The following is a 23,258-nucleotide window of genomic DNA, read 5'->3' as shown; positions in this document are numbered from 1 at the left end:
GTCACCGGCCGTGGCCCCCGTGCCCGCCGCCGTGGCCCCCGCCCGAACCGCCCTCCTCGCCGTCGCCGGAACCGCCGTCCGGCGTCGAGGACCGCATCCCCGGCGCCACCGGCCCCACCGACGAGCCGACTTGATACGCGACGGCGAAGACGACGACGAGCAGGACGAGAAACCCCAGGAGCACGGGTGGCGGCCGCCACACCCCGGACGCTCCCGGCGTACGTCCACTGCTTGACGTACGCGAACTCGGCGACGTACCCGAAAGGGACGAACGCTCGTCTGCCATCGACGCTCCCGTGGCTGATCCGGTGGCGCGGGCAGCGGACGCCCGGCACCGGCCACGTAGTCGCGCGCCGCGGCCGGTGGGTTCCCGGCGGTGTGAGACGTGCCATGCGGACGTGTCGCAGTTGGGCCGAACGGGTGAGTTGCGCAAGAATCGCCTGGTGCAGACGTTGAGGACGAGTCAGGACGGGGTTGCTCTGTGACCAGCCACGAAGCCACCGACGAACAGTGGGAAGGGCTCGCCCAGGTCGTACCGCTGCGCGGCCGCAACGAATGGCCGTCGTGGCCGGGGCACCGCGGGCTGCCCGACGCCGAGACGGAGGCGCGCCGACGCTTCGTCGTGACACGTGTGAACATCTTCGCGGACGCCCGCGAGGTCGCCGAGAACCTGATGTCGCAGACCCCGGTCCTGCTCGACCTGTCCGGCGCGGAGACCGAAGTCGCCAAGCGGGTCCTCGACTTCAGCAGTGGCGTGGTCTTCGGGCTCGGCTGCGGGATGCACCGCGTGGAGAAGAACGTCTTCCTGCTGTCCCCCGCGGACACGGAGGTGCAGGGCCTGGTGGAGGCGGCGACCGGCATCTAGCCGGTACACGGCCGGTACGGGCGGTGATCTGGGGCGTGTGTCGAAAGTGCTGGTCTCAGCCGTTCGTTGAAGGCCGTGACCAGCACGGTCGCCTCGTAGCGGACGGTGAGCTCGTCGTGCGTCGTCGCCTCCGCGCGGGAGCCGTACGCCTTGTCGGCGCGGAACTTGTCGGCCGGGTGCGCGGGTGGCCTGGCCTGGCCCGAGCCGGGGATCGCGCCTGCCCGGTCCCGGAGACCTTCGGTGTGACGTTCTCACCCATTCGTTGAGTCGACGCCACCCGCGCGGGACGCCTGCGCTGGGGCATCTTCAGCGCCTGTCGCACAGTCGCCTGAGCTGACTATCTGCTCGTCCGAGTGAAGGTGAGTGTCCGCTCACTGGCCTGGGGTGTTGAGCGGAGCGGTTCGCTCCGCTTCTCGGGGCGGGTCTGTCCCCCTCCTCCGAAAGGCACTTCGCCATGCGTCGCACCACTGCCGTGATCCTGGGAACCGCCGCGCTCCTCGGCGTCCTCGCCACCCCCGCCTCCGCCGCCGCCCCCGGTGGCGGCCTCGTCGGCACCACCGCCGAATCGCTCGTCGCCACGGTCAAGAACGCGGTCACGGGTGGCGAGGTGACTGTCGACAACGTCGTGGCCGCGCTGTAGCCGCCCTCCCCACCCCCGGCGTGTGCGCAGCGCACACGCCGGGGGCCGAATTGAAGCGGCATGCCCCTTCTGTACATGTTCAGGTGAAACAGGCCTTACCAGCGGCTCTGCCGGGTAACTCGGGAACACCTGAGCAAGTCCCACCACCACCTAAGGACCCCCCTTGTTGCGCCCACGCGCCATCGCTCTCGCCGCCGCCTGCGCCCTGACGTTCCTCCTCGCCACCCCTGGCTCCGCCTCGGCCATCGCGGGTGACTTCTACTACACCTACACCGACGCGAACGGCACCGAGCACCGACAGAAGCTCAGCAACACGGACTTCGACGAGCGCAACTGCCTCAACGTCAAGGAAGCGGAAGCCGAGGGGACCAAGCCCGCGCACTCTCCCCGGAACAACACGGACATCAAGACCTACGTCTTCGAGGACATCGACTGCGAGGGCACGTACCACGTTCTGAAGCTGGGCGGCGGTGAGGGCGGCGTGAACCTGAAGTTCCGCTCCTTCCTCATGCAGGATTCCTGAGCCCGTTGCCCCGATGCAGGCCCGAACAGGCCCGCACCGGGGCAGCGCCGCGACCAGCACACCCTAGGGTGTGCTGGTCGCGGCCACTCGTTGATGGCCGCTACGAGGACGGTCGCCTCGTAGCGGAGAGCGAGCTTGTCGTAGCGCGTCGCCACCGTGCGGTGCCTCTTGAGGCGATGGATCCCGCACTCGACCGCGTGCCGCGCCTTGTGGTCCTCGGCGTCGAACTTGGATGGCCGGCCGCCGCGGGAGCCGCGCTTCTTTCGGTGGGCCGCCTGGTCGGCGTTGTCCGGGATGGTGCAGCGGATTCCTCGTCGTCGCGGGCAGGCGCGGTTCTCGCGGGAGGCGTACGCCTTGTCGGGGACACCGGTGCGAGTACGGAACCGTATGCCGTCGAGCAGTTGCCGCCCGGTCCGTATCGGTGGACGGCCCGGCTTCTTGCCTCGGGGCAACAGCGGCTCCAGGCAGGACCACTGCGCATCCGTCAGATCTCCACGTGCACGGAGCAGGATCATCTCACTTCAAGATCCCTCAGCCGAGACCTGGCTCACCCGTCCACAACCTCCCGGGACAGAACACCTAGCCCAACTGGCCGCCCCACGTGGGGCTTCGGCCGCCGATCCCCCGATCGTGCGAAGGTCGCTTGGGCAAAACGGTTCGGCTTGTCCAGCGGCCCGTAGCTTCCGTTCATGACTGTGCACTCCCGCGGGGCGCTCGCGCAGGATCCGTCGGCCCGCGCCAGGCCACGCGTCACCGAACTGCGGCTCTCCGCCTTCGCGGGCCACCGTGGCGCCGCGTTCCCGCTCGGCCCGCTCACGCTCTTCGCGGGCCCGAGCGGCAGCGGCAAGACGAGCGCGCTGCGGGCGTACGAGGCGCTCGCGCTGCTCGGCGCCGGAGTCGAGCTGTTCGACGTCTTCCCCGAGCCCACGCGCTGCGTGCCCGAGCGCGCGCGGGCCGACGGCCAGGCCCGCCGCGGCTTCCGCATCGGCTGCACGGTCGACGGCCCCGCCGGGCCGGTCCGGCTCGACGTGGCCGTGCAGGCCGAGCCCGAACTGCGCATCGCGGGCGAGCGGTTGACGCGCGACGGGCTCACGCTCCTGGAGACCGCGCTGCGCGACCCCGGCCGCCGCGCCGTCCAGGCCGCCTGGCACACCGCGGGCGCCGCGCCCGTGACCAGGGCGCCGCTGCCCGACGACCGGCTCGGCACGGCCCTGCTCCCGCTGCGCGTCGCGGGCAAGACCGACGGCCAGCGCCTGGTGCTCGCCGCGGCCGAACAGGTCGTCGTGGCGCTGCGTTCGGTGTTCACCTGCGATCCGCGGCCCGGCCGCATGCGGGAGCCGGTGCCGCCCGGACTCGTCGGCGCGGGCCGGCTGCTCGGCGGCTGCGACAACCTCGCGGAGGTCCTGTGGCGCACCCGCTCCGAGTGCGGCAACCGGCACGCGCAGCTCGTGGCGGCGCTGCGCTCGGGCTGCGCGGGGCCGGTCGCCGACGTCCTCGCCGAGGAGACCCGCGACGGCGCGCTGCGGGCGCTCCTCGACCGCGGCGACGGCGTGCGCACCTGCGTCGGGCGGCTCGGCGACGGCGAACTGCGCTATCTCGCCCTCGCCCTGGTGCTGCTCACCGGGCCGCGCGTCCTGGAGGTCGACCCGGTGGCGGAGGTCCCGGAGGCCTACCAGAGCCTCACTGTCCTCGCCGACGGCTTCGACCGCTGCCTGGACCAGCGCCAGAAGCGGGCCATCGCCGACCTCGCGGCGCGCATGTGCGCCCGCGGCCACCTGCGCCTGATCGGCGCCGTGGCCGACGCGACGTGGGCCGCGACGGCGGACGGGGTGACGGTGGTCGACCTCGGGCGGGCCGCGGGCGGGCCCGGGGACGGGGCCACGGCGGGTGCCGGGGGTCGGGCCGGGGCGGCGCCGGGCGCCCGGCGCGCGCGGGTGCCGAGATCGCGGGCGCCCGGGATGTAGTTGACTTGAGCCGTGACAGACCAAGACGTAGCGGGACTGCAGCGCAGGCTGGCCGAGTTCGCGGCCGCGCGGCACTGGGAGCCCTACCACACGCCCAAGAACCTGGCCGCCGCGCTCAGCGTGGAGGCCTCCGAACTCGTCGAGATCTTCCAGTGGCTGACGCCGGAGGAGTCGGCGCGGGTCATGGCCGACCCGGAGTCGGCCCACCGCGTCACGGACGAGGTCGCCGACGTCCTCGCCTATCTCCTCCAGTTCTGCGAAGTGCTCGGCATCGACCCGCTGCAGGCGCTCGCGGCGAAGATCGAGCGGAACGAGCACCGCTTCCCGGCCCCGTAGCGCCCGCGTGCGCCGGGGAGCTGGGCCCACCCGCCCCGTGATCCCCGGCCGTCACCGCCCGTTGGACATGCCGAAAGCCCCCCAAAGACACCTCGTCGTCACTCTCCGGAGTGGATGCATTGTCCATAGTCGATTTTTTGTCCACAGATTTCAGGCTTCCTCTGGCTTTTCGTCCTGAAGGCGCTCACTGTGGGTAGTGGATAGGGGAGTTCGGATGTACGTGCTGTGAGTGGGCGCGCGATGAAGTGGGGACAGCGCATGGATGCGATGCGGCTCATCGAGGCGAGCAGGTGCGCCCTGGCGCGGAGTCAGGAGCCCGCGGCCATCGTGGCCGAGGTGTGGCAGTCCCAGGCCCTGGCACAGGCGATCGGCAGCCGCCTCGCGGTCGCGGGTCCGCCTGAGTTACGGGGCGAGGCGCTGGGACTGAGCGAGCTCAGCGGCAGGGGCTGCGCGGTCCTGGAGCCCCGCCAGTCCGGGACACAGGAGATACGGGCAGCGGGCCTGACGGGGATAGGCGACGCCCACGACACCCTCCTCGGCCTCGGCACCCTCCTCGGCGAAGTGGGCATCGCCCTGGTCACGGTGGCCATGGGAGCCGAGGACGAGGGGGTGTACTGGCAGTGCATGGAAGCCATCGACGCGGCCGACGAGTCCCGCGACCGCGTCCTCGAAATGCTCCGCAGACTCGCGACCCGCGAACGCAAGGCGGAATCCGACGGGGCCGCCATGGACCAGGGGAGCCGGGGCCACCGGGTCCCGGAGGGGAAGTCGCCCTCGTGCTGAGGGCGGGCGGGGGCTCGGGCCGGTGCGCGGGCCGGCCGGGGCACCGGAGCGGGCGGCGGCCCCCGGCCGACGGGCGGGCCTCGACGGTGGCGGCGGCCGCCGGGTGCGCGCCCGGCCGCCGGGCGGGGCGCGGCGGCCGGGGTCGTCCGGTGCGGCGACGGCGCCCGTCAGACGCGGTCCTGCTCCTCCCCGGCAGGGGGCCGCTGGAGGTCGGCGTCAAGTTGGGTCAGATCCGCGTTGAGCGCGGCCATGAGCTCCTCCATCTGCTGCAGCAGGCCCTTGGGCGCACCCTGCTGCCCGGCCGGTGCCTGCGCGCGAGCCTGCTCCGGCACCACCTCGTCGCGGGGCTGCTCCGGCGCGAGCGGATCGTGCGCCTGCTCGGGCACGGCTTCCTGGGACATGACGGCCTCCTCGGCCCGCGCCCCGCCGGTGCCGGGGGCGCGCCCCGGCCGGGCAAGGCAGTTGATGCGGGGGACGCGTCGGCAGCGACCGCCGGCGCGGGTGCCGGGCGGTCCGGCTCCGCCGAGCCAACGATCACCCGCGCGCACCGGTCACTGCGGCGGACCCGCCCCGGTCGCCGGGTTGACGGATTTCACCCGACCGGGGCGGCGGCGGACCCGTGGGACAGGGGAGGTTGACGGGCGTTCGACCGTGCAGGATGGAGGTATGGATCTTCGCATCTTCACCGAGCCCCAGCAGGGGGCCACCTACGACACGCTGCTCACCGTCGCCAAGGCGACCGAGGACCTGGGCTTCGACGCGTTCTTCCGCTCCGACCACTATCTGCGCATGGGCGCGGTCGACGGCCTGCCGGGACCCACGGACGCGTGGATCACGCTGGCCGGGCTCGCCCGTGAGACCAGGCGCATCCGGCTCGGCACGCTGATGACGGCGGGCACGTTCCGGCTGCCGGGGGTGCTCGCGATCCAGGTGGCGCAGGTCGACCAGATGTCGGGCGGCCGGGTCGAACTCGGCCTGGGCGCGGGCTGGTTCGAGGAGGAGCACAAGGCGTACGGCATCCCGTTCCCGAAGGAGAAGTTCGCGCGCCTGGAGGAGCAGCTCGCGATCGTCACCGGGCTGTGGGGGACGGCGCCGGGCGACACGTTCTCGTACGAGGGAACGCACTACCGCCTGACCGACTCGCCCGCGCTGCCCAAGCCCGCGCAGGCCAAGGTGCCGGTCCTGATCGGCGGTCACGGCGCGAAGCGCACGCCGCGCCTTGCCGCGCGGTACGCGGACGAGTTCAACATCCCGTTCGCCTCGGTGGAGGACAGCGAGCGGCAGTTCGGCCGGGTGCGGGCCGCCGCCGAGGAGGCCGGGCGCAAGGCCGACGACCTGGTGTACTCCAACGCCCTGGTGGCGTGCGTGGGCAAGGACGACGCCGAGGTGGCCCGGCGCGCGGCCGTGATCGGGCGTGAGGTGGAGGAGTTGAAGGCCAACGGGCTCGCGGGTTCCCCCGCCGAGGTCGTCGACAAGATCGGCCGCTACGCGGAGATCGGCGCGAGCCGCGTCTACCTCCAGTGCCTCGACCTGTCCGACCTGGACCACCTCGAGCTGATCTCGGCCCAGGTGCAGTCGCAACTGTCATAGCCGACGAGGGCCCGCCGGTGACTCGGCGGGCCCTCGCATCAGCTGCGGCCGGACGCCGCAGGGTCGCTGCTCGGTGCCGTCAGCCGCGACCCTGCGTGGTGTGGGCGACGATGAAGTACTTGCCGCAGTCGCCGCCGAACCGCCACTGGCCGCGGCCCACCCACTTGCCGTAGATGGTCTTGCCGTTGCTGCAGTCGGTGACCGCGCGGGCCTGGCCGCTCTTCACCTTGCAGGAGGCGGACCAGGTGTTGACCTTCATCTTCCAGTTGCCGCAGCTGTAGCTGCCGGCGGCGGAGGCGGGCGCGGCGGTGGCGAGGCCGCCGACGAGGAAAGCGGCCGCGATGGACGTGGTCACGGCGCGGCGCGACACAGTGAGCTTCAAGGAAGTCTCCCCCCGAGGTGCCCTGTCGGGCGAACAGTACGTGTGCGAACACGACGGAGCGTGCTCAAGATCCAATTCTAACGGCGGGGCTCGGGCACGCCGGGGCGGGGGCGGACCGAGGCGCTTCGAGGCGCGGCAGGCGGGAGCCCGGGGCTGGTCAGGCCGTGTGTTCCTGGGCCAGGCTGGCCCCATGCCCCAGGAGCCCCCCATGCCCAGGCCCCGCTTCGCCGTCCTCGGCGCCGGCAGCGTCGGCTGTCACCTCGGCGGCCACCTCGCCGCCGCCGGGTACGACGTGACCTTCATCGGCCGCCCCGCCGCCATGGAGACCCTGGCCGAGCGGGGGCTCACCCTCAGCAGTTCCACCCGCCCACCCGTGCACCTCGCCCCCGACCGTCTGACGCTGGCCACCGGGCCCGCGGCGGCAGCGGGCGCCGACCACGTCCTGGTCACCGTGAAGAGCGCCGACACCGAGGCCGCCGCCAGGGACCTCGCCGCCCATCTCGCCCCCGGCGCCACCGTGGTGAGCTTCCAGAACGGGCTCCGCAACCCCGCCGCCCTGCGTGCCGCGCTCCCCGGCCACACCGTCCTCGCCGGGATGGTGCCGTACAACGTGATGCGGTCCCAGCCGGGCACCGTGCACCAGGGCATGCCGGGCCGGCTCATGGCCGAGCCCGACGACACGCTCCTCGCCGCCTTCCACGCGGCGGGCCTGGCCGTCGAGGCCCGCACCGACATGCCCGCAGTGCAGCACTCCAAGCTCCTGATGAACCTCAACAACGCGGTCAACGCCCTGTCCGGCCTGCCGCTGCGCGACCAGCTCGGCCTGCGCGCCTACCGGGCCTGTCTCGCCCTGTGCCAGCGCGAGGCCCTGGCCGCCTACCGCGCCGCCGGGGTCGCGCCCGCCCGCCTCGGGCCCTTCGCGCCCGGCGCCATCCCGTTCGTCCTCGGGCTTCCCGACACCGTCTTCCGCCGGGTGGCGGCCGCGTCCCTGCGGACCGACGCCCACGCCCGCTCCTCGATGTGGGAGGACCTGCGCAGCGGCCGCCCCACGGAGGTCGACTCCCTCCAGGGCGAGATCGTCGACCTCGCCACCGCCCAGGGCCGCCGCGCCCCCGTGAACGCGCGCCTGGTCGCCCTTGTGCACGAGGCGGAGTCCGCGCCGCGCACATGGACGGGTCCCGACCTCCACGCCGAGCTGCGCGCGGCACGCTGAACCGCGGCGGGCCGGACCGTGCAGCACGGCACCGGACGGCGGCGGAGCGGAAATTCGCGCGTGTGTCCCATGGCTTCGCTGTACGTTTGTGCAGGTGCGCCGGGAAGAGGGCGGTGCGCGGCGAGAGGTCCGCGCCGCGGCGCACATGACAGATACGGGGGTTGAGGAGCAGGCCGGTTCGGCGCCGCGAGACGCGCGCCCGGCTTGCGGGGGCGTGATCCGCCACCCCTTCGCGCAGGGCCGGTCGGCCGACACGGGAATCGGTCGGGCCGACGCGCCGTGCGCCGGACGGCCCCGTACACGACCACGGCTCAGATTGCTTATCGAGGCACACCCATGTTCTTGACGATCAGCACCACCGGCACTCCGGAACGCCCCGCGACCGACCTCGGGTTCCTGCTGCACAAGCATCCCGGCAAGGCGCAGGCGTTCTCCACGTCCTACGGGCAGGCGCACGTCTTCTACCCCGAGGCGACGGCGGAGCGCTGCACGGCCGCGCTCCTGCTCGAAGTGGACCCGGTGGCGCTGGCGCGGCGCGTCAGGGGTGCCACCAAAGGAAAGGGAGGAGCCGCCGACGCGGCCCTCGCGCAGTACGTGAACGACCGTCCGTACGCCGCGTCCTCGCTGTTCGCCGTCGCCCTGAGCTCGGTGTTCTCCAGCGCCCTGCGCGGCGTGTGCAAGAACCTGCCCGAGCGCGCGGCGCAGCCGCTGCCGCTGCGCGCCGAGGTGCCCGCGCTGCCCGCGCGCGGCGGTGCCCGCCTGGTCCGGGCGCTGTTCGAGCCGCTGGGCTGGACGGTGAGCGCCGATCCGGTGCCGCTCGACGAGCGCTTCCCGGAGTGGGGCGACTCGCGGTACGTACGGCTCGTACTGGAGGTGCCGGACGGCCGGTTGACCCTCAGCGAGGCGCTGCGGCACCTGTACGTCCTGCTTCCGGTGCTCGACGACGCCAAGCACTACTGGGTGTCGGCCGACGAGGTCGACAAGCTGCTGCGCGCCGGGGAGGGCTGGCTCGCCGACCACCCCGAGCAGAAGCTGATCACCAACCGGTATCTGGCACGGCGCTGGTCGCTGACGCGCGAGGCCATGGAGCGGCTCGAACTGGCGCGGCTCGCCGACGCCGACGACACGGCCGTCGACGACATCGACAACGCCGTCGCCGCGGACGAGGGACCCGAGGCGGACGACAGGCCCGCGCCGCTCGCCGAGCAGCGCAGGGACGCGATCCTCGCCGCCCTCGGCGCGGCGGGCGCCGCCCGTGTCCTCGATCTCGGCTGCGGCCAGGGCCAGTTGATGCAGGCGCTGCTCAAGGACACCCGGTACACGGAGATCGTGGGGGTCGACGTGTCGATGCGCGCGCTGACCGTCGCGTCGCGGCGGCTCAAGCTGGACCGCATGGGCCGGCGCCAGGCGGAGCGCGTGACGCTCCTCCAGGGCTCGCTCGCGTACACCGACAAGCGCCTCATGGGGTACGACGCGGCGGTGCTCTGCGAGGTCGTGGAGCACGTCGACCCGGAACGGCTCTCCGCCCTGGAGCACGCGGTCTTCGGCTCGGCGCGTCCGCGCACCGTGATCGTGACCACGCCGAACGTCGAGTACAACGTCCGCTGGGAGTCCCTGCCCGCCGGTCACGTACGGCACGGCGACCACCGCTTCGAGTGGACCCGCGCGGAGTTCGGCCAGTGGGCGGACCGCCTCGCCCGACAGCACGGGTACGAAGTCGAGTTCGTGCCCGTCGGCCCCGACGACCCCGAGGTGGGACCGCCGACCCAGATGGCGGTGTTCACCCAGGCCCGGAGCGACCGGAGCGACCGCGACACCCGGAACGACCGCAACACCCGAGACGGCCGCAACACCCGGAACGCGAAGGAGGCGAAGGCAGCATGACCGACAACATCACCGGCACGGGCACGGACACCACCGGCATCGACACCCCCGGCACCGGCACGGGCACCCCCGCCCCCAGCGCCCCCGGCGCCGGCACCACCACCCCCACCGGCCGCCGCCTCCCCGTCACCGACCTCTCCCTCGTCGTCCTCATCGGCGCGTCCGGCGCGGGCAAGTCCACCTTCGCGCGGCGCCACTTCAAGCCGACCGAGGTGCTGTCCAGCGACTTCTGCCGGGGGCTCGTCGCCGACGACGAGAACGACCAGGGCGCGAGCGGCGACGCCTTCGACGTCCTGTACTACATCGCGGGCAAGCGGCTCGCCGCCGGCCGCCGTACCGTCGTCGACGCGACGAGCGTGCAGGCCGACAGCCGCAAGCAGCTGATCGAGCTGGCCCGGCGGCACGACGTGCTGCCCATCGCCGTGGTCCTCGACGTGCCCGAGGAGGTCTGCGCGGAGCGGAACGCCGCGCGGCCCGACCGGGCCGGGATGCCGCGCCGGGTCATCCAGCGCCACCAGCGCGAACTGCGGCGCTCGCTCAGGCACCTGGAGCGCGAGGGCTTCCGCAAGGTGCACGTCCTGCGGGGCGTCGCGGAGGTCGAGAGCGCCGAGGTCGTCACGGAGCGGCGCTTCAACGACCTCACCCACCTCACCGGCCCCTTCGACATCATCGGTGACATCCACGGCTGCGCGAGCGAGCTGGAGACGCTGCTCGACAGGCTCGGTTACGTCGACGGGGCGCACCCCGAGGGCCGCACCGCCGTGTTCGTCGGCGACCTCGTCGACCGCGGCCCGGACAGCCCGGGCGTGCTCCGCCGCGTCATGGGCATGGTCGCCGACGGCACCGCCCTGTGCGTGCCGGGCAACCACGAGAACAAGCTCGGCCGCTATCTGAAGGGCCGCGGCGTCCAGCACACCCACGGCCTCGCCGAGACCATCGCGCAGTTGGAGGCCGAGGACGCGAAGGACCCGGACTTCCGGGCCCGGGTGCGGGAGTTCGTGGACGGCCTCGTCAGCCACTACGTCCTCGACGGCGGCAAGCTGGTGGTCTGCCACGCGGGCCTGCCGGAGAAGTACCACGGCCGCACCTCGGGCCGGGTGCGCTCGCACGCCCTGTACGGCGACACCACCGGCGAGACCGACGAGTTCGGCCTGCCCGTGCGCTACCCGTGGGCGGAGGACTACCGCGGCAAGGCGGCCGTGGTCTACGGCCACACCCCGGTGCCGACGGCGACCTGGCTGAACAACACCATCTGCCTGGACACCGGCGCGGTGTTCGGCGGCAAGCTGACCGCGCTGCGCTGGCCGGAGCGCGAGCTCGTCGACGTACCCGCCGAGCGGGTCTGGTACGAGCCCACGCGGCCGCTGCGCACCGACGCGCCCGGCGGCCACGACGGCCGCCCCCTCGACCTCGGCGACGTGCACGGCCGCCGGGCCGTGGAGACCCGGTACGCGGGCCGCGTCACCGTGCGCGAGGAGAACGCCGCCGCCGCGCTGGAAGTGATGAGCCGCTTCGCCGTCGACCCGCGCCTGCTCCCGTACCTGCCGCCGACGATGGCGCCCTCCGCCACGTCCCGGCGGGCGGGCTATCTGGAGCACCCGGAGGACGCGTTCGCGCAGTACGCGGCCGACGGCGTCGCCCGCGTCGTGTGCGAGGAGAAGCACATGGGCTCCCGCGCGGTGGTCCTGGTGTGCCGGGACGCGGACGTGGCGCGCGAGCGGTTCGGCGCAGGTTCAGGCGGTGGGGGAGGGCCGACGGGCGCCCTCGTCACGCGTACCGGCCGCCCGTTCCTCGGTGACTTCGACCGCACCGAGCAGGTGCTCGGCCGGGTGCGGGACGCCGTGGGCGCCGCCGGGCTCTGGGCGGAGCTGGACACCGACTGGCTGCTGCTCGACGCGGAGCTGATGCCGTGGTCGCTGAAGGCGTCGGGGCTGCTGCGCTCGCAGTACGCCGCCGTGGGCGCCGCGTCCGGCGCGGTCTTCCCCGGCGCGCTCGCCGCCCTCGAGGCGGCCGACGCCCGCGGCGTGGACGTCCGGGGCCTGCTCGGCAAGCAGCGCGAACGCGCCGCCGACGCGGCCGCGTTCACCGACGCCTACCGCCGCTACTGCTGGCCGACCGACGGCCTGGACGGGGTGCGGCTCGCGCCGTTCCAGATCCTCGCCGTCCAGGGCAAGAGCCTCGCCGCGACGCCCCACGACCGGCAACTGGCCCTGATCGACCGCATGGTGGAGCACGACACCACGGGCCTGCTGCGCACCACGCGGCGTCTGTACGTCGACACCGGCGACCCGGAGTCGGTGCGCGCGGGCGTGGACTGGTGGCTGGAGATGACCGGGCGCGGTGGCGAGGGCATGGTCGTCAAGCCGGTCGGCGCGCTGGTGCGCGACGGCAAGGGCCGCCTGGTGCAGCCCGGCATCAAGTGCCGGGGCCGGGAGTACCTGCGGATCGTCTACGGCCCGGAGTACACCCGGCCGGAGAACCTGGAGAAGCTGCGCGGCCGCACGCTCGGCCACAAGCGTTCGCTGGCGATCCGGGAGTACGCGCTCGGTCTTGAGGCCCTTGACCGGCTCGCGGAGGGCGAGCCGCTGTGGCGGGTCCACGAGGCGGTGTTCGCGGTGCTGGCACTGGAATCGGAACCCGTGGATCCGCGGCTCTGACGCACGTATGGCACGTTTTGGGCTTCCGTGTCCTGCCTGGCGGGACGCCCAAAACGCGCCGTCGGGCGCGTGACGCGCCCCGGTGGGGTGAGGATGGGGGCATGGGATTCCATGTCGACTCCGAGGCCGGGCGCTTGCGCAGCGTGATCCTGCACCGTCCGGACCTGGAGCTGAAGCGCCTGACGCCGACCAACAAGGACGCGTTGCTGTTCGACGACGTGCTGTGGGTGCGGCGGGCAAGACAGGAGCACGACGGCTTCGCCGACGTGCTGCGCGACCGGGGGGTGACGGTCCATCTCTTCGGTGACCTGCTCACCGAGACGCTGGACGTGCCGGCCGCGCGGCTGCTCGTCCTGGACCGCGTCTTCGACGAGAAGGAGTACGGCCCGCTCGCCACCGACCACCTGCGGGCCAGCTTCGAGTCGCTGCCGTCCGCGGAGCTCGCCGAGTTCCTGATCGGCGGCATGACCAAACGGGAGTACCTGGAACGGCACCCGGAGCCGACGTCCGTGCGCTTCCACTGCATGGACATGGACGACTTCCTGCTCGGCCCGCTGCCCAACCACCTGTTCACCCGCGACACCTCCGCCTGGATCTACGACGGCGTGTCCATCAACGCGATGCGCTGGCCGGCCCGGCAGCGCGAGACCGTGCACTTCGAGGCGATCTACCAGCACCACCCGCTCTTCCACAACCAGGGCTTCCACGTCTGGTCGCAGGGCCAGTCCGACTACCCCTCCACCATCGAGGGCGGCGACGTCCTGGTCCTCGGCAACGGCGCCGTGCTCATCGGCATGAGCGAGCGCACCAAGCCGCAGGCCGTCGAGATGCTCGCGCACAAGCTGTTCGCCGCCGGTTCCGCGACCTCGATCGTGGCCCTGGACATGCCCAAGCGCCGGGCCTTCATGCACCTGGACACGGTCATGACGATGGTCGACGGCGATACGTTCACGCAGTACGCGGGCCTTGGCATGCTCCGCTCGTACACCATCGAACCGGGCGTCGACGAGCGCGAGTTGAAGGTCACCGACCACCCGCCGGAGCACATGCACCGCGCCATCGCCGCCTCGCTCGGCCTCGGCGGCATCCGGGTCCTCACGGCCACCCAGGACGTGCACGCCGCCGAGCGGGAGCAGTGGGACGACGGCTGCAACGTGCTCGCGGTCGAGCCGGGCGTCGTCGTGGCGTACGAGCGGAACGCGACCACGAACACGTATCTGCGCAAGCAGGGCGTCGAGGTGATAGAGATCCCCGGCAGCGAGCTGGGGCGGGGCCGGGGCGGTCCGCGCTGCATGAGCTGTCCCGTCGAGCGGGATCCGGTCGGCTAGGCGCACCCTGGAGCGAGCGGGACGGGGCGGGCGCGGGGGCCTGCATATAAATGTGAAAGATCGTATAGACTTTCAAGGGTCCCCGCCCGCCTCGACGTACGCGTACCCCAGGAGCGCTCCATGGCGACGACAGCCACGACCGACCTCACCGGCCGCCACTTCCTCAAGGAGCTGGACTTCACCGCCGACGAGCTCCGCGGTCTGCTCGCCCTGGCGGCGGAGCTGAAGGCCGCCAAGAAGGCCGGGACCGAGGTCCGGCGCCTGACCGGCAGGAACATCGCGCTGATCTTCGAGAAGGCCTCCACGAGGACCCGCTGCTCCTTCGAGGTGGCCGCCGCCGACCAGGGCGCCGCCACCACCTACATCGACCCCGCCGGGGCGCACATCGGCAAGAAGGAGTCCGTCAAGGACACCGCCCGCGTCCTCGGCCGCATGTACGACGCCATCCAGTTCCGCGGCGACGCCCAGGAGACCGTCGAGACCCTTGCCGCACACGCGGGCGTGCCCGTCTACAACGGCCTGACCGACGCCTGGCACCCCACGCAGATGCTCGCCGACGTCCTGACGATGACCGAGCACTGCGCCAAGCCCCTGGAGCGGATCACCCTCGCCTACCTCGGCGACGCCCGCCTGAACATGGGCAACTCCTACCTGGTCACCGGCGCCCTGCTCGGCATGGACGTGCGGATCGTGGCGCCCAGGGCGTACTGGCCCGCGGCGGACGTCGTCGCCCGCGCGCGGGTGCTCGCCGAGGCCACCGGAGCGCGGATCGCGCTCACCGAGGACGTCGCCGAGGGCGTCGCGGGCGCCGACTTCGTCGCCACCGACGTATGGGTGTCGATGGGGGAGCCCACCGAGGTCTGGGACGAGCGCATCGCCGCCCTCGGCCCGTACGCGGTCACGATGGACGTGCTGCGCGCCACCGGCAACCCCGACGTGAAGTTCCTGCACTGCCTGCCCGCCTTCCACGACCTGGCCACGCAGGTCGGGCGCGAGGTGGCCGAGCGGCACGGGCGGGACTCGCTGGAGGTCACGGACGAGGTCTTCGAGTCGGCGCACTCGGTCGTCTTCGACGAGGCGGAGAACCGTATGCACACGATCAAGGCGGTTCTGGTGGCGACGCTCGCCTGAGGCCTCGGGGGTCGCGGTCCCGCGGGGGTGTCAGGGTCGGCCGGTCCCGCGGGGGTGTCAGTGGTCGGCCGGCGCCCGGAGCGTGAACCACACGGCCTTGCCGGACTCCGTGGGCCGGTGGCCGCAGGACGAGCTGAGGGTGCGGATGAGGAGCAGGCCGCGGCCGTGCTCCTGCCAGGGGTCGGGCTCGTCGTCCGGCGACGGGTCGCTCAGGTCGCCCGGCGGGATCGGGCTGGAGTCGCGCACCTCGACCTGGCAGCTGGTCGGCAGCAGCTCGATGACCAGCTCTATCGGGTCGTGCCCCGGGGCGTGCTCCACGGCGTTGGCGACCAGCTCGGCGGTCAGGAGTTCCGCGGTGTCGGTGTCCGCGGTGGAGCCGATGTCGATCAGGGCCGTGCGGACCAGGGCGCGCGCGATCGGCACGGCTGCCGTGGTGTGCGGCAGTCCGATGCGCCAGGAGGCGGGGGCGTGCGGTTCGGGCAAGGCGGGTCCGTTCGGCGAGCAGGTGGTCCCGAGCAGAGGAGCCTGGGGTGGTCCTGCTGTCAACCGTACGAATCCTAAGCCGAGCGGCGACAGGGGCGTCCGTCGGCCGGTTTGCGGCCTGATGCCAGGACATGGCGGGACTTATGCCTCTGCGGTCGGCGTGACCGTCTCCGGCACTCCCCGCGTATCGCGCACTCGTGACGACAGTCACCGACGAGTGATAACTTCGAGAGGGAGCGAGACCGCGCCCCGGCGCGCCGACCCCGCCCCGGCCAAGGCCCGCGCACCGGCCCCGCCGCCCCCGACCCAGGAGGCCGCACGTCATGAGTCCCTTCACCGGCTCCACCGCACGCACCCCCGAGTGGCGGCATCTGCGCCTCACCGTCGACGACGGCGTCGCCACCGTCACGCTCGCCCGCCCCGAGAAGCTGAACGCCCTCACCTTCGGTGCCTACGCCGACCTGCGCGACCTGCTCGCCGAGCTGTCCCGGGAGCGGTCCGTGCGGGCCCTCGTCCTCGGCGGCGAGGGCCGCGGCTTCTGCTCCGGCGGCGACGTGGACGAGATCATCGGCGCCACGCTCGCCATGGACACCGCGCAGCTGCTCGACTTCAACCGCATGACCGGCCAGGTCGTGCGGGCCCTGCGGGAATGCCCGTTCCCGGTGGTCGCCGCGGTGCACGGGGTGGCCGCGGGCGCGGGCGCGGTGCTCGCGCTCGCCGCGGACTTCCGGGTCGCCGACCCCTCGGCGCGATTCTCGTTCCTGTTCACCAAGGTGGGGCTCTCCGGCGGCGACATGGGCGCGGCGTATCTGCTGCCGCGCGTCGTCGGCCTCGGCCACGCCACGCGCCTGCTGATGCTGGGCGAGCCGGTGCGCGCCCCCGAGGCCGAGCGCATCGGCCTCATCAGCGAGCTGACCGACGAGGGCAAGGCGGGGGAGGCCGCCGCGGCCCTGGCCCGCCGCCTGGCCGAAGGCCCCGCCCTGGCGTACGCCCAGACGAAGGCCCTGCTCACCGCGGAGCTCGACATGCCGCTCGCGGCCGCCGTCGAGATGGACGCGGCGACCCAGGCGCTGCTGATGAACGGCGAGGACTACGCCGAGTTCCACGCGGCGTTCACGGAGAAGCGGGCGCCGAAGTGGCAGGGGCGGTGAGGGGCCCGGCCGCGGCGCCCGCCCCGCCGGACGGCGAGGGCGGGGCCCACCGGATCGCCGTCATCGGCGGAGGCCCCGGCGGGCTCTACGCCGCCGCCCTGCTCAAGCGGCTCGACCCGGACCGCGAGGTCACCGTCTGGGAGCGGAACGCGCCGGACGACACCTTCGGTTTCGGCGTCGTGCTGTCCGACGAGACGCTCGGCGGCATCGAGCACGCCGACCCCCTCGTGTACGCCGCGCTGCAGAAGGAGTTCGTCCGCTGGGACGACATCGACATCGTGCGCGGCGACACCCGCCACACCTCCGGCGGCCACGGCTTCGCCGCGCTCGGGCGCCGGACGCTGCTCGCCGTCCTGCACGAGCGCTGCCGCGACCTCGGCGTGAACCTCCGCTTCCGTACCGAGGCCCCGCCCGCCGCCACCCTCGCCACCACCTACGACCTGGTGATCGCCGCGGACGGCGTGCACAGCGTCACCCGCGAGGCCCACCCCGAGGTCTTCCGCCCCACCCTCACCAGCCACCGCTGCCGCTACATCTGGCTCGCCGCCGACTTCGCCTTCGACGCGTTCCGCTTCGAGATCGCCGAGACCGAGCACGGCGTGATGCAGCTGCACGGCTACCCGTACGAGGCCGCGACCGCCGCCACCTCCGGCGCGTCCACCGTCATCGTCGAGATGCGCGAAGAGGTCTGGGAGGCCGCCGGGTTCGCCGAGCTCGACGCGGCCGCGTCCGTCGAACGGTGCGCCAAGCTCTTTGCCGACGCGCTCGGCGGCCGCCCCCTGCGCTCCAACAACTCCTCCTGGCTCACCTTCAGGACCGTCGTCAACGCCCACTGGTCGCACGGCAACACCGTCCTGCTCGGCGACGCCGCCCACACCGCGCACTTCTCCATCGGCTCCGGCACCAAGCTCGCCGTCGAGGACGCCCTCGCCCTCGCCGCGAACCTCCAGGAGCAGCCCGACATCCCCACCGCCCTCGCCGCGTACGAGACCGAGCGCCGCCCCGTCGTCGAGTCCACGCAGCGCGCCGCCCGCGCCAGCCTGCAGTGGTTCGAGGAGCTGCCGACCTACCTCGGCCAGCCGCCCCGGCAGTTCGCGTTCAACCTGCTCACCCGCAGCCGCCGCGTCACGCACGACAACCTGCGCCTGCGCGACGCGGGCTTCACGGAGGCCGTGGAACGGGACTTCGGCTGCCCGCCCGGCACGCCCCCGATGTTCACGCCCTTCCGCCTGCGCGGCCTGGAGCTCCGCAACCGCGTCGTCGTGTCCCCCATGGACATGTACTCCGCCGAGGACGGCGTGCCCGGCGACTTCCACCTGGTCCACCTGGGCGCCCGGGCGCTCGGCGGGGCGGGCCTGGTCATGACCGAGATGGTGTGCGTCAGCGAGCGGGGCCGCATCACGCCGGGCTGCGCCGGCCTCTACACCGACGAACAGGCCGCCGCCTGGGCCCGGATCGTGGACTTCGCCCACACTCAGGCGCCCGCCACGGCGCTCGGCGTGCAGCTCGGCCACTCCGGCCGCAAGGGCTCCACGAAGCTGATGTGGGACGGCATCGACGAGCCCCTGCCGGACGGCAACTGGCCGCTCGTCGCCCCCTCGGCCCTCCCGTACACCCCGGCGAACCAGACCCCCCACGCGCTGTCAGCCGCCGAACTCCCCGCCGTCCGGGACGAGTTCGTGGCCGCCGCCCGGCGCGCCGCCGCCTGTGGCTTCGACCTCCTCGAACTCCACTGCGCCCACGGCTATCTGCTCTCCAGCTTCCTCTCCCCCCTCACCAACCACCGCACCGACGCCTACGGCGGCTCCCTCGAAGCCCGGCTCCGCTTCCCCCTCGAAGTCTTCGACGCCGTACGCGACGTGTGGCCCGCCGACCGGCCCATGACCGTCCGCATCTCCGCCACCGACTGGGCCGACGGCGGCAACACCGCGGACGACGCCGTCGCCGTGGCCCGCGCGTTCGCCGCGCACGGCGCCGACGCCATCGACGTCTCCACCGGCCAGGTCGTCGCCGACGAACGCCCCGCCTACGGCCGCTCCTACCAGACGCCCTTCGCCGACCGCATCCGCAACGAGACCTCCGTCCCCGTCATCGCGGTCGGCGCCATCTCCTCCTGGGACGACGTCAACTCCCTCCTCCTCGCGGGCCGCACCGACCTCTGCGCCCTGGCCCGCCCCCACCTCTACGACCCCCACTGGACCCTCCACGCGGCGGCCGAACAGAACTACACGGGCCCCGGCGCCACCTGGCCCGCCCAGTACCGCGCGGGCAGCCGCCGCCCCCAGACGGGCCGCACGGACGCGCCGAAGCCGCGGTTGTCGTTGGGGGGTTGAGGGGCCGTCCTCAAGCGCCGGGCGGGCTGGAAGATGTGCGGCTGAGTATTCAGCCCCTCCGGCGTTCGAGGAGCGGGGTCTGGGGCGGAGTCCCAGGTTCGGGAAGGGGTGGGACGGGGCGGGATGGGGGAGCCCCCGGCAGGGCCCCGCTCAGCCCGCGCCCGCCCCCGCCCCCGACGCGAACTCCCGCCCCGCCTCCCGCAGTCGCTCGTCCAGTGCCCGGAACACCTCCGCGGAGCGCCGCCCCGGCCAGTCCTCCGGCAGGAGGTGCCCGGGCAGCCCGGGATCGGCGTAGGGGAGGTGACGCCAGCAGTCCAGGGCGAGGAGGTGGTCGCGGTAGGCCTGTTCGGGGGGCGTGTCGGCCCGGGACCGCCAGGCCCGCAGGACCGGCTCGTGGCGGTCCAGAAAGGCCTCGTGCTGCTTGGCGAGGGCAGTGAGGTCCCACCACCGCGCCACCGCCTCAGCGGTCGGCGCGAAGCCGAGGTGCTCCCCGCGGAACAGGTCGACGTACGAGGAGAGATGGAGGCGTTCGAGGGTGTGGCGGGCCTCTTCGTCGAGGTGGGCCGGGGCGATCCACACACCGGGCGCCGCACTCCCGAAGCCGAGCCCCGCGAGCCGTGAGCGCAGCACGTGCCGTTTGTTGCGCTCGGCCTCGGGGACGGAGAACACGGCGAGCACCCAGCCGCCACCGCGGTCCTGCCGGTCGGCCCACGGCCGGTAGATGCGCCGGTCACCGTCCTCCAGGAGCTGACGGGCGTCGGGGGAGAGGGCGTACCCGGCGCCCCCGGCCGCCGTACGCGCGGGCACCAGCAGCCCCCGCCGCTTCAGGCGGGACACCGACGACCGCACGGACGGCGCGTCCACGCCCACCGGCGCGAGGAGCCGGACCAGTTCGGCCACGGCCACGGGGCCGGGCGTGGCCCGGCCGTGCGCCCCGTAGAACGTGACGATCAGGGACCTGGGAGTGTGCTGCTCGGACACGTGATCACTCTAGGCCCCGGCCCCGGCCCCGGCCCCGGGCTCGCGGAGCCGGAAGCGCTGGAGCTTTCCCGTGGCCGTGCGCGGCAGCGTCTCCAGGAACACCAGCTCCCGCGGGCACTTGTAGGGCACCAGCTCCGCCTTCACGAACTCCCGCAGCCGCTCCGCGTCCGCCACCGCGCCCGCGCGCAGCACCACGTACGCCACGACCACCTGCCCGCGCCGCTCGTCGGGGCGGCCCACGACCGCGGTCTCCACCACGTCCGGGTGGCGAAGCAGCGCCTCCTCGACCTCCGGGCCCGCGATGTTGAACCCGGCCGAAATGATCATGTCGTCCGCGCGTGCGACGTACCGGAAGTAGCCGTCGCTGTCGCGGACGTAGGTGTCGCCGGTGATGTTCCAGCCGTGGCGCACGTACTCGCGCTGCCGGGGGTCGGCCAGATAGCGGCAGCCGACCGGGCCGCGGACCGCGAGGAGTCCCGGCTCGCCGTCCGGCACGGGCACGCCCGCCTCGTCGACCACGCGCGCCTGCCAGCCGGGCACGGGCAGGCCGGTGGTGCCGGGGCGGATCGCCTCGTCGGCGGCGGAGATGAAGATGTGCAGGAGTTCCGTGGCGCCGATGCCGTTGATGACGCGCAGGCCCGTGCGTTCGTACCAGGCCTGCCAGGTCGCGGCCGGCAGGTTCTCGCCCGCGGACACGCAGCGGCGCAGGGAGGCGAGGGGCGGGGGAGGGGTGGGGGGCTGCTCCGGGGACTCGTCCGACGCGGGCGCGGGCAGCTCGTCCAGCATCGCCCGGTACGCCGTCGGCGCCGTGAACAGCACGCTCACGCCGTGTTCCGCGATCGCGGGCAGGAGCTGGCGCGGGCCCGCCTGTTCGAGGAGCAGGGACGAGGCGCCGACGCGCAGCGGGAAGATCACCAGGCCGCCGAGGCCGAACGTGAAGCCCAGCGGGGGGCTGCCCGCGAACACGTCGTCGGGGCGGGCCTTGAGGACGTGGCGCGCGAAGGTGTCCGCGATGGCGAGCACGTCGCGGTGGAAGTGCATGCAGCCCTTGGGGCGGCCCGTGGTGCCCGAGGTGAACGCGATCAGGGCCACGTCGTCGGCGGCGGTGTCCACGGCGGCGTACGCGGCCGGGGGGCGGGCCGCCGCGCGGGCGACGAGGTCGTCGGGGCCCTCGCCGCCGTACGTCGTCACGGCGAGGCCGGGCACCCCGGCCTTCGTCAGGTCGTCGACCGCGCGGACGTCGCACAGGGCGTGCGAGACCTGCGCGATCTCGCAGATCGTGGCCAGCTCCTGGGTGCGCTGCTGGGCGAGGACGGTCACCGCGACCCCGCCCGCCTTCATCACCGCCAGCCAGCACGCGGCGAGCCACGGCGTGGTGGCGCCGCGCAGCAGCACGCGGTTGCCGGGGACCACGCCCAGCTCGTCGGTGAGGACGCGCGCGATCCGGTCGACCTGCTCCCGGAGCCGCCCGTACGTCCAGACGGCGCCGTCGGCCGTCCGGAACGCGGGCCGGTCGGCGCCGTGCCGCTCGGCCGAGCGGTCGAGCAGTTCCGTGCCGCAGTTGAGGCGGTCCGGATAGTGCAGCTCGGGCCGGTCGTGGACCAGCGCGGGCCACTGCTCGCGGGGCGGGAGGTGGTCCCGCGCGAAAGTGTCGACGTGGCCGGATGTCTCCATGGTGCCTCGCCCCTTTGCCGGTCGGGCGTTGTGGTGCGCCAGCCAGACGAGCGTATCGTGATGGTGACGACAGTCAACGGTGCGCGATAAACGCGATGGAGCGGCGCGCGAGGGGAGAGGACCGGGATGACCGCATTCTCGCTCAATCCGGAAGAGACCGCCCGGTGTGAACGGCTGCGGGAGCTCACCGCCGAGCGGCTGCTCCCCCTCGCCGACAAGGGGGACCCCGGCCGCGTGAACCGCCCCCTGGTCCAGGAGCTCGGCGAACTGGGGCTCCTGGACGCCCTGTTCGACTCCGGCGCGCTCGACCTGTGCCTGCTGCGCGAGTCCCTCGCCCGCGTCTGCACGGAGGCCGAGACCGCCCTCGCCCTCCAAGGCCTCGGCGCCCACCCCGTGCACGCCCACGGCTCCCCGGCGCAGCGCGAGCGCTGGCTGCCGCCCGTGCGCGCGGGCCGTGCCGTCGCCGCCTTCGCCCTCTCCGAGCCCGGCGCGGGCTCCGACGCGGCCGCCCTGGCCCTGACCGCCGAGCCCGACGGCCCCGGCGCCTGGCGCCTGACCGGCGAGAAGTCCTGGATCTCGAACGCGCCCGAAGCCGACTTCTACACCGTCTTCGCCCGTACGACCCCGGACGCGGGCGCCCGCGGCGTCACCGCCTTCCTCGTGCCCGCCGACCGCGCGGGCCTGACCGGCACCCCCCTCGCGATGCTCTCGCCGCACCCGATCGGTACCCTCGCCTTCGACGGCGTCCGCGTCGGCGCCGACGACGCCCTCGGCGAGCGCGACCGCGGCTTCCGCGTCGCCATGACCACCCTCAACCGCTTCCGCCCCAGCGTCGGCGCCTTCGCCGTCGGCATGGCCCAGGCCGCCCTCGACGCCACGCTCGCGCACACCGCGGCACGGGACGCCTTCGGCGGCAAGCTGAAGGACCTGCAGGCGGTGTCCCACCAGGTGGCCGAGATGGCGACGCGCACGGAGGCGGCACGCCTTCTCGTGTACGCGGCCGCGGCGGCGTACGACCGCGACGAGCCGGACATCGCGGGGCGCGCGGCGATGGCGAAGCTGTTCGCCACGGAGACCGCCCAGTTCGTCGTCGACACCGCCGTCCAGCTGCACGGCGCCCGCGCCCTGCGCCAGGGCCACCTCCTGGAACACCTGTACCGCGAGGTGCGGGCCCCGCGCATCTACGAGGGCGCGAGCGAGGTCCAACGGGCCGTCATCGCCAAGGAGTTGTACGGGAGACAGCCCGTGCGGGCGGAGGCCGCCGACCCGGCGGCCGCGCGGCAGCGATAGCTTCGAGCGGACAGTGGCCACGTCAGTGAACGCGACCCAGAAGGAGCGCA

General features: G+C 73.4%; 22 protein-coding genes. 15 read left to right on the top strand and 7 right to left on the bottom strand.

Going from position 1 to position 23,258, the window contains the following annotated elements:
* Window position 1: 1 nt before the first annotated feature.
* Complete coding sequence (locus QUY26_RS08755) at window positions 2-286, bottom strand: hypothetical protein (protein WP_289944761.1); 285 nt, start codon at window positions 284-286, stop codon at window positions 2-4.
* A 195-nt stretch (window positions 287-481) separates the two neighbouring features.
* On the opposite strand from QUY26_RS08755, the gene QUY26_RS08750 reads away from it, so the two are divergent.
* The 3 genes from QUY26_RS08750 to QUY26_RS08740 all read left to right on the top strand — a co-directional run bounded on the left by QUY26_RS08750 (window position 482) and on the right by QUY26_RS08740 (window position 2,028).
* Entirely contained in the window at window positions 482-865 is a 384-nt protein-coding gene (locus QUY26_RS08750; RefSeq protein ID WP_289944760.1) for a cell division protein SepF, read from the top strand.
* Window positions 866-1,319: 454 nt separating this feature from the next.
* On the top strand, window positions 1,320-1,505 hold the full coding sequence (locus tag QUY26_RS08745; RefSeq protein WP_289944759.1) for a hypothetical protein: 186 nt from the start codon (window positions 1,320-1,322) through the stop codon (window positions 1,503-1,505).
* A 163-nt stretch (window positions 1,506-1,668) separates the two neighbouring features.
* Window positions 1,669-2,028 (top strand): hypothetical protein, encoded by a 360-nt coding sequence (locus QUY26_RS08740; RefSeq protein WP_289944757.1) that lies wholly within the window; start codon window positions 1,669-1,671, stop codon window positions 2,026-2,028.
* Here QUY26_RS08740 and QUY26_RS08735 read toward each other — a convergent pair.
* A complete protein-coding gene (locus tag QUY26_RS08735) occupies window positions 1,917-2,543 on the bottom strand; it encodes a transposase (RefSeq protein ID WP_289944756.1) in 627 nt (208 codons plus the stop codon). The two genes, QUY26_RS08740 and QUY26_RS08735, sit on opposite strands and share 112 nt — an antisense overlap.
* A 174-nt stretch (window positions 2,544-2,717) precedes the next feature.
* Between QUY26_RS08735 and QUY26_RS08730 the strand changes: the two genes are divergently transcribed.
* The 3 genes from QUY26_RS08730 (at window position 2,718) to QUY26_RS08720 (ending at window position 5,111) form a co-directional block, all read left to right on the top strand.
* Complete coding sequence (locus QUY26_RS08730; RefSeq protein WP_289944755.1) at window positions 2,718-3,992, top strand: ATP-binding protein; 1,275 nt, start codon at window positions 2,718-2,720, stop codon at window positions 3,990-3,992.
* 12 nt (window positions 3,993-4,004) lie between these two features.
* On the top strand, window positions 4,005-4,328 hold the full coding sequence (locus tag QUY26_RS08725; protein ID WP_289944753.1) for a nucleotide pyrophosphohydrolase: 324 nt from the start codon (window positions 4,005-4,007) through the stop codon (window positions 4,326-4,328).
* A gap of 258 nt (window positions 4,329-4,586) precedes the next feature.
* Window positions 4,587-5,111, top strand: coding sequence for a DUF6099 family protein (locus tag QUY26_RS08720; RefSeq protein ID WP_289944751.1), 525 nt, complete (start codon window positions 4,587-4,589; stop codon window positions 5,109-5,111).
* 167 nt (window positions 5,112-5,278) lie between these two features.
* Here QUY26_RS08720 and QUY26_RS08715 read toward each other — a convergent pair whose 3' ends face one another.
* Window positions 5,279-5,512: a hypothetical protein gene (locus tag QUY26_RS08715; protein ID WP_289956407.1), complete on the bottom strand. Its 234-nt coding sequence runs from the start codon at window positions 5,510-5,512 to the stop codon at window positions 5,279-5,281.
* 265 nt (window positions 5,513-5,777) lie between these two features.
* On the opposite strand from QUY26_RS08715, the gene QUY26_RS08710 reads away from it, so the two are divergent.
* Window positions 5,778-6,701, top strand: coding sequence for an LLM class F420-dependent oxidoreductase (locus QUY26_RS08710; RefSeq protein ID WP_289944750.1), 924 nt, complete (start codon window positions 5,778-5,780; stop codon window positions 6,699-6,701).
* Window positions 6,702-6,780: 79 nt separating this feature from the next.
* On the opposite strand, the gene QUY26_RS08705 is transcribed toward QUY26_RS08710, so the two are convergent.
* The gene (locus QUY26_RS08705) at window positions 6,781-7,083 is read right to left on the bottom strand and encodes a hypothetical protein (RefSeq protein WP_229909445.1); all 303 of its coding nucleotides are present in this window, start codon (window positions 7,081-7,083) and stop codon (window positions 6,781-6,783) included.
* A 208-nt stretch (window positions 7,084-7,291) separates the two neighbouring features.
* On the opposite strand from QUY26_RS08705, the gene QUY26_RS08700 reads away from it, so the two are divergent.
* The 5 genes from QUY26_RS08700 to argF all read left to right on the top strand — a co-directional run bounded on the left by QUY26_RS08700 (window position 7,292) and on the right by argF (window position 15,296).
* The gene (locus QUY26_RS08700; protein ID WP_289944747.1) at window positions 7,292-8,296 is read left to right on the top strand and encodes a 2-dehydropantoate 2-reductase; all 1,005 of its coding nucleotides are present in this window, start codon (window positions 7,292-7,294) and stop codon (window positions 8,294-8,296) included.
* Between the two features lie 336 nt (window positions 8,297-8,632).
* Window positions 8,633-10,180 carry a 3' terminal RNA ribose 2'-O-methyltransferase Hen1 gene (locus QUY26_RS08695; RefSeq protein WP_289944745.1) on the top strand — a complete coding sequence of 516 codons (1,548 nt, stop codon included), beginning with the start codon at window positions 8,633-8,635 and terminating at the stop codon, window positions 10,178-10,180.
* A complete protein-coding gene (locus tag QUY26_RS08690) occupies window positions 10,177-12,837 on the top strand; it encodes a polynucleotide kinase-phosphatase (RefSeq protein WP_289944743.1) in 2,661 nt (886 codons plus the stop codon). Before QUY26_RS08695 ends, QUY26_RS08690 begins: the two co-directional genes overlap by 4 nt.
* Window positions 12,838-12,938: 101 nt before the next feature.
* Window positions 12,939-14,165, top strand: coding sequence for an arginine deiminase (locus QUY26_RS08685; protein ID WP_289944742.1), 1,227 nt, complete (start codon window positions 12,939-12,941; stop codon window positions 14,163-14,165).
* Between the two features lie 120 nt (window positions 14,166-14,285).
* Window positions 14,286-15,296: an ornithine carbamoyltransferase gene (gene argF / locus QUY26_RS08680; protein ID WP_289944740.1), complete on the top strand. Its 1,011-nt coding sequence runs from the start codon at window positions 14,286-14,288 to the stop codon at window positions 15,294-15,296.
* A gap of 57 nt (window positions 15,297-15,353) precedes the next feature.
* On the opposite strand, the gene QUY26_RS08675 is transcribed toward argF, so the two are convergent.
* A complete protein-coding gene (locus QUY26_RS08675; RefSeq protein WP_354670675.1) occupies window positions 15,354-15,779 on the bottom strand; it encodes an ATP-binding protein in 426 nt (141 codons plus the stop codon).
* Between the two features lie 323 nt (window positions 15,780-16,102).
* Between QUY26_RS08675 and QUY26_RS08670 the strand changes: the two genes are divergently transcribed.
* Both QUY26_RS08670 and QUY26_RS08665 read left to right on the top strand, forming a co-directional pair.
* Entirely contained in the window at window positions 16,103-16,930 is an 828-nt protein-coding gene (locus tag QUY26_RS08670) for an enoyl-CoA hydratase family protein (protein ID WP_289944739.1), read from the top strand.
* Window positions 16,927-19,263: a bifunctional salicylyl-CoA 5-hydroxylase/oxidoreductase gene (locus tag QUY26_RS08665; RefSeq protein WP_289955601.1), complete on the top strand. Its 2,337-nt coding sequence runs from the start codon at window positions 16,927-16,929 to the stop codon at window positions 19,261-19,263. Before QUY26_RS08670 ends, QUY26_RS08665 begins: the two co-directional genes overlap by 4 nt.
* A gap of 150 nt (window positions 19,264-19,413) precedes the next feature.
* On the opposite strand, the gene QUY26_RS08660 is transcribed toward QUY26_RS08665, so the two are convergent.
* Window positions 19,414-20,244, bottom strand: a complete 831-nt coding sequence (locus tag QUY26_RS08660; RefSeq protein ID WP_289944738.1) for a PaaX family transcriptional regulator — start codon at window positions 20,242-20,244, stop codon at window positions 19,414-19,416.
* A 9-nt stretch (window positions 20,245-20,253) separates the two neighbouring features.
* Entirely contained in the window at window positions 20,254-21,918 is a 1,665-nt protein-coding gene (locus QUY26_RS08655) for an AMP-binding protein (RefSeq protein ID WP_289944737.1), read from the bottom strand.
* 126 nt (window positions 21,919-22,044) lie between these two features.
* Here QUY26_RS08655 and QUY26_RS08650 point away from each other — a divergent pair, with 126 nt between their 5' ends.
* Entirely contained in the window at window positions 22,045-23,208 is a 1,164-nt protein-coding gene (locus QUY26_RS08650) for an acyl-CoA dehydrogenase family protein (protein WP_289944736.1), read from the top strand.
* Window positions 23,209-23,258 lie beyond the last annotated feature (50 nt).

Origin of the sequence: Streptomyces flavofungini (assembly GCF_030388665.1) — a bacterium.
Taxonomy (GTDB): Bacteria; Actinomycetota; Actinomycetes; order Streptomycetales; family Streptomycetaceae; genus Streptomyces; species Streptomyces flavofungini_A.
Note: the sequence above shows the minus strand (reverse complement) of the source record. Positions and strands in the feature narration are given on the sequence as shown.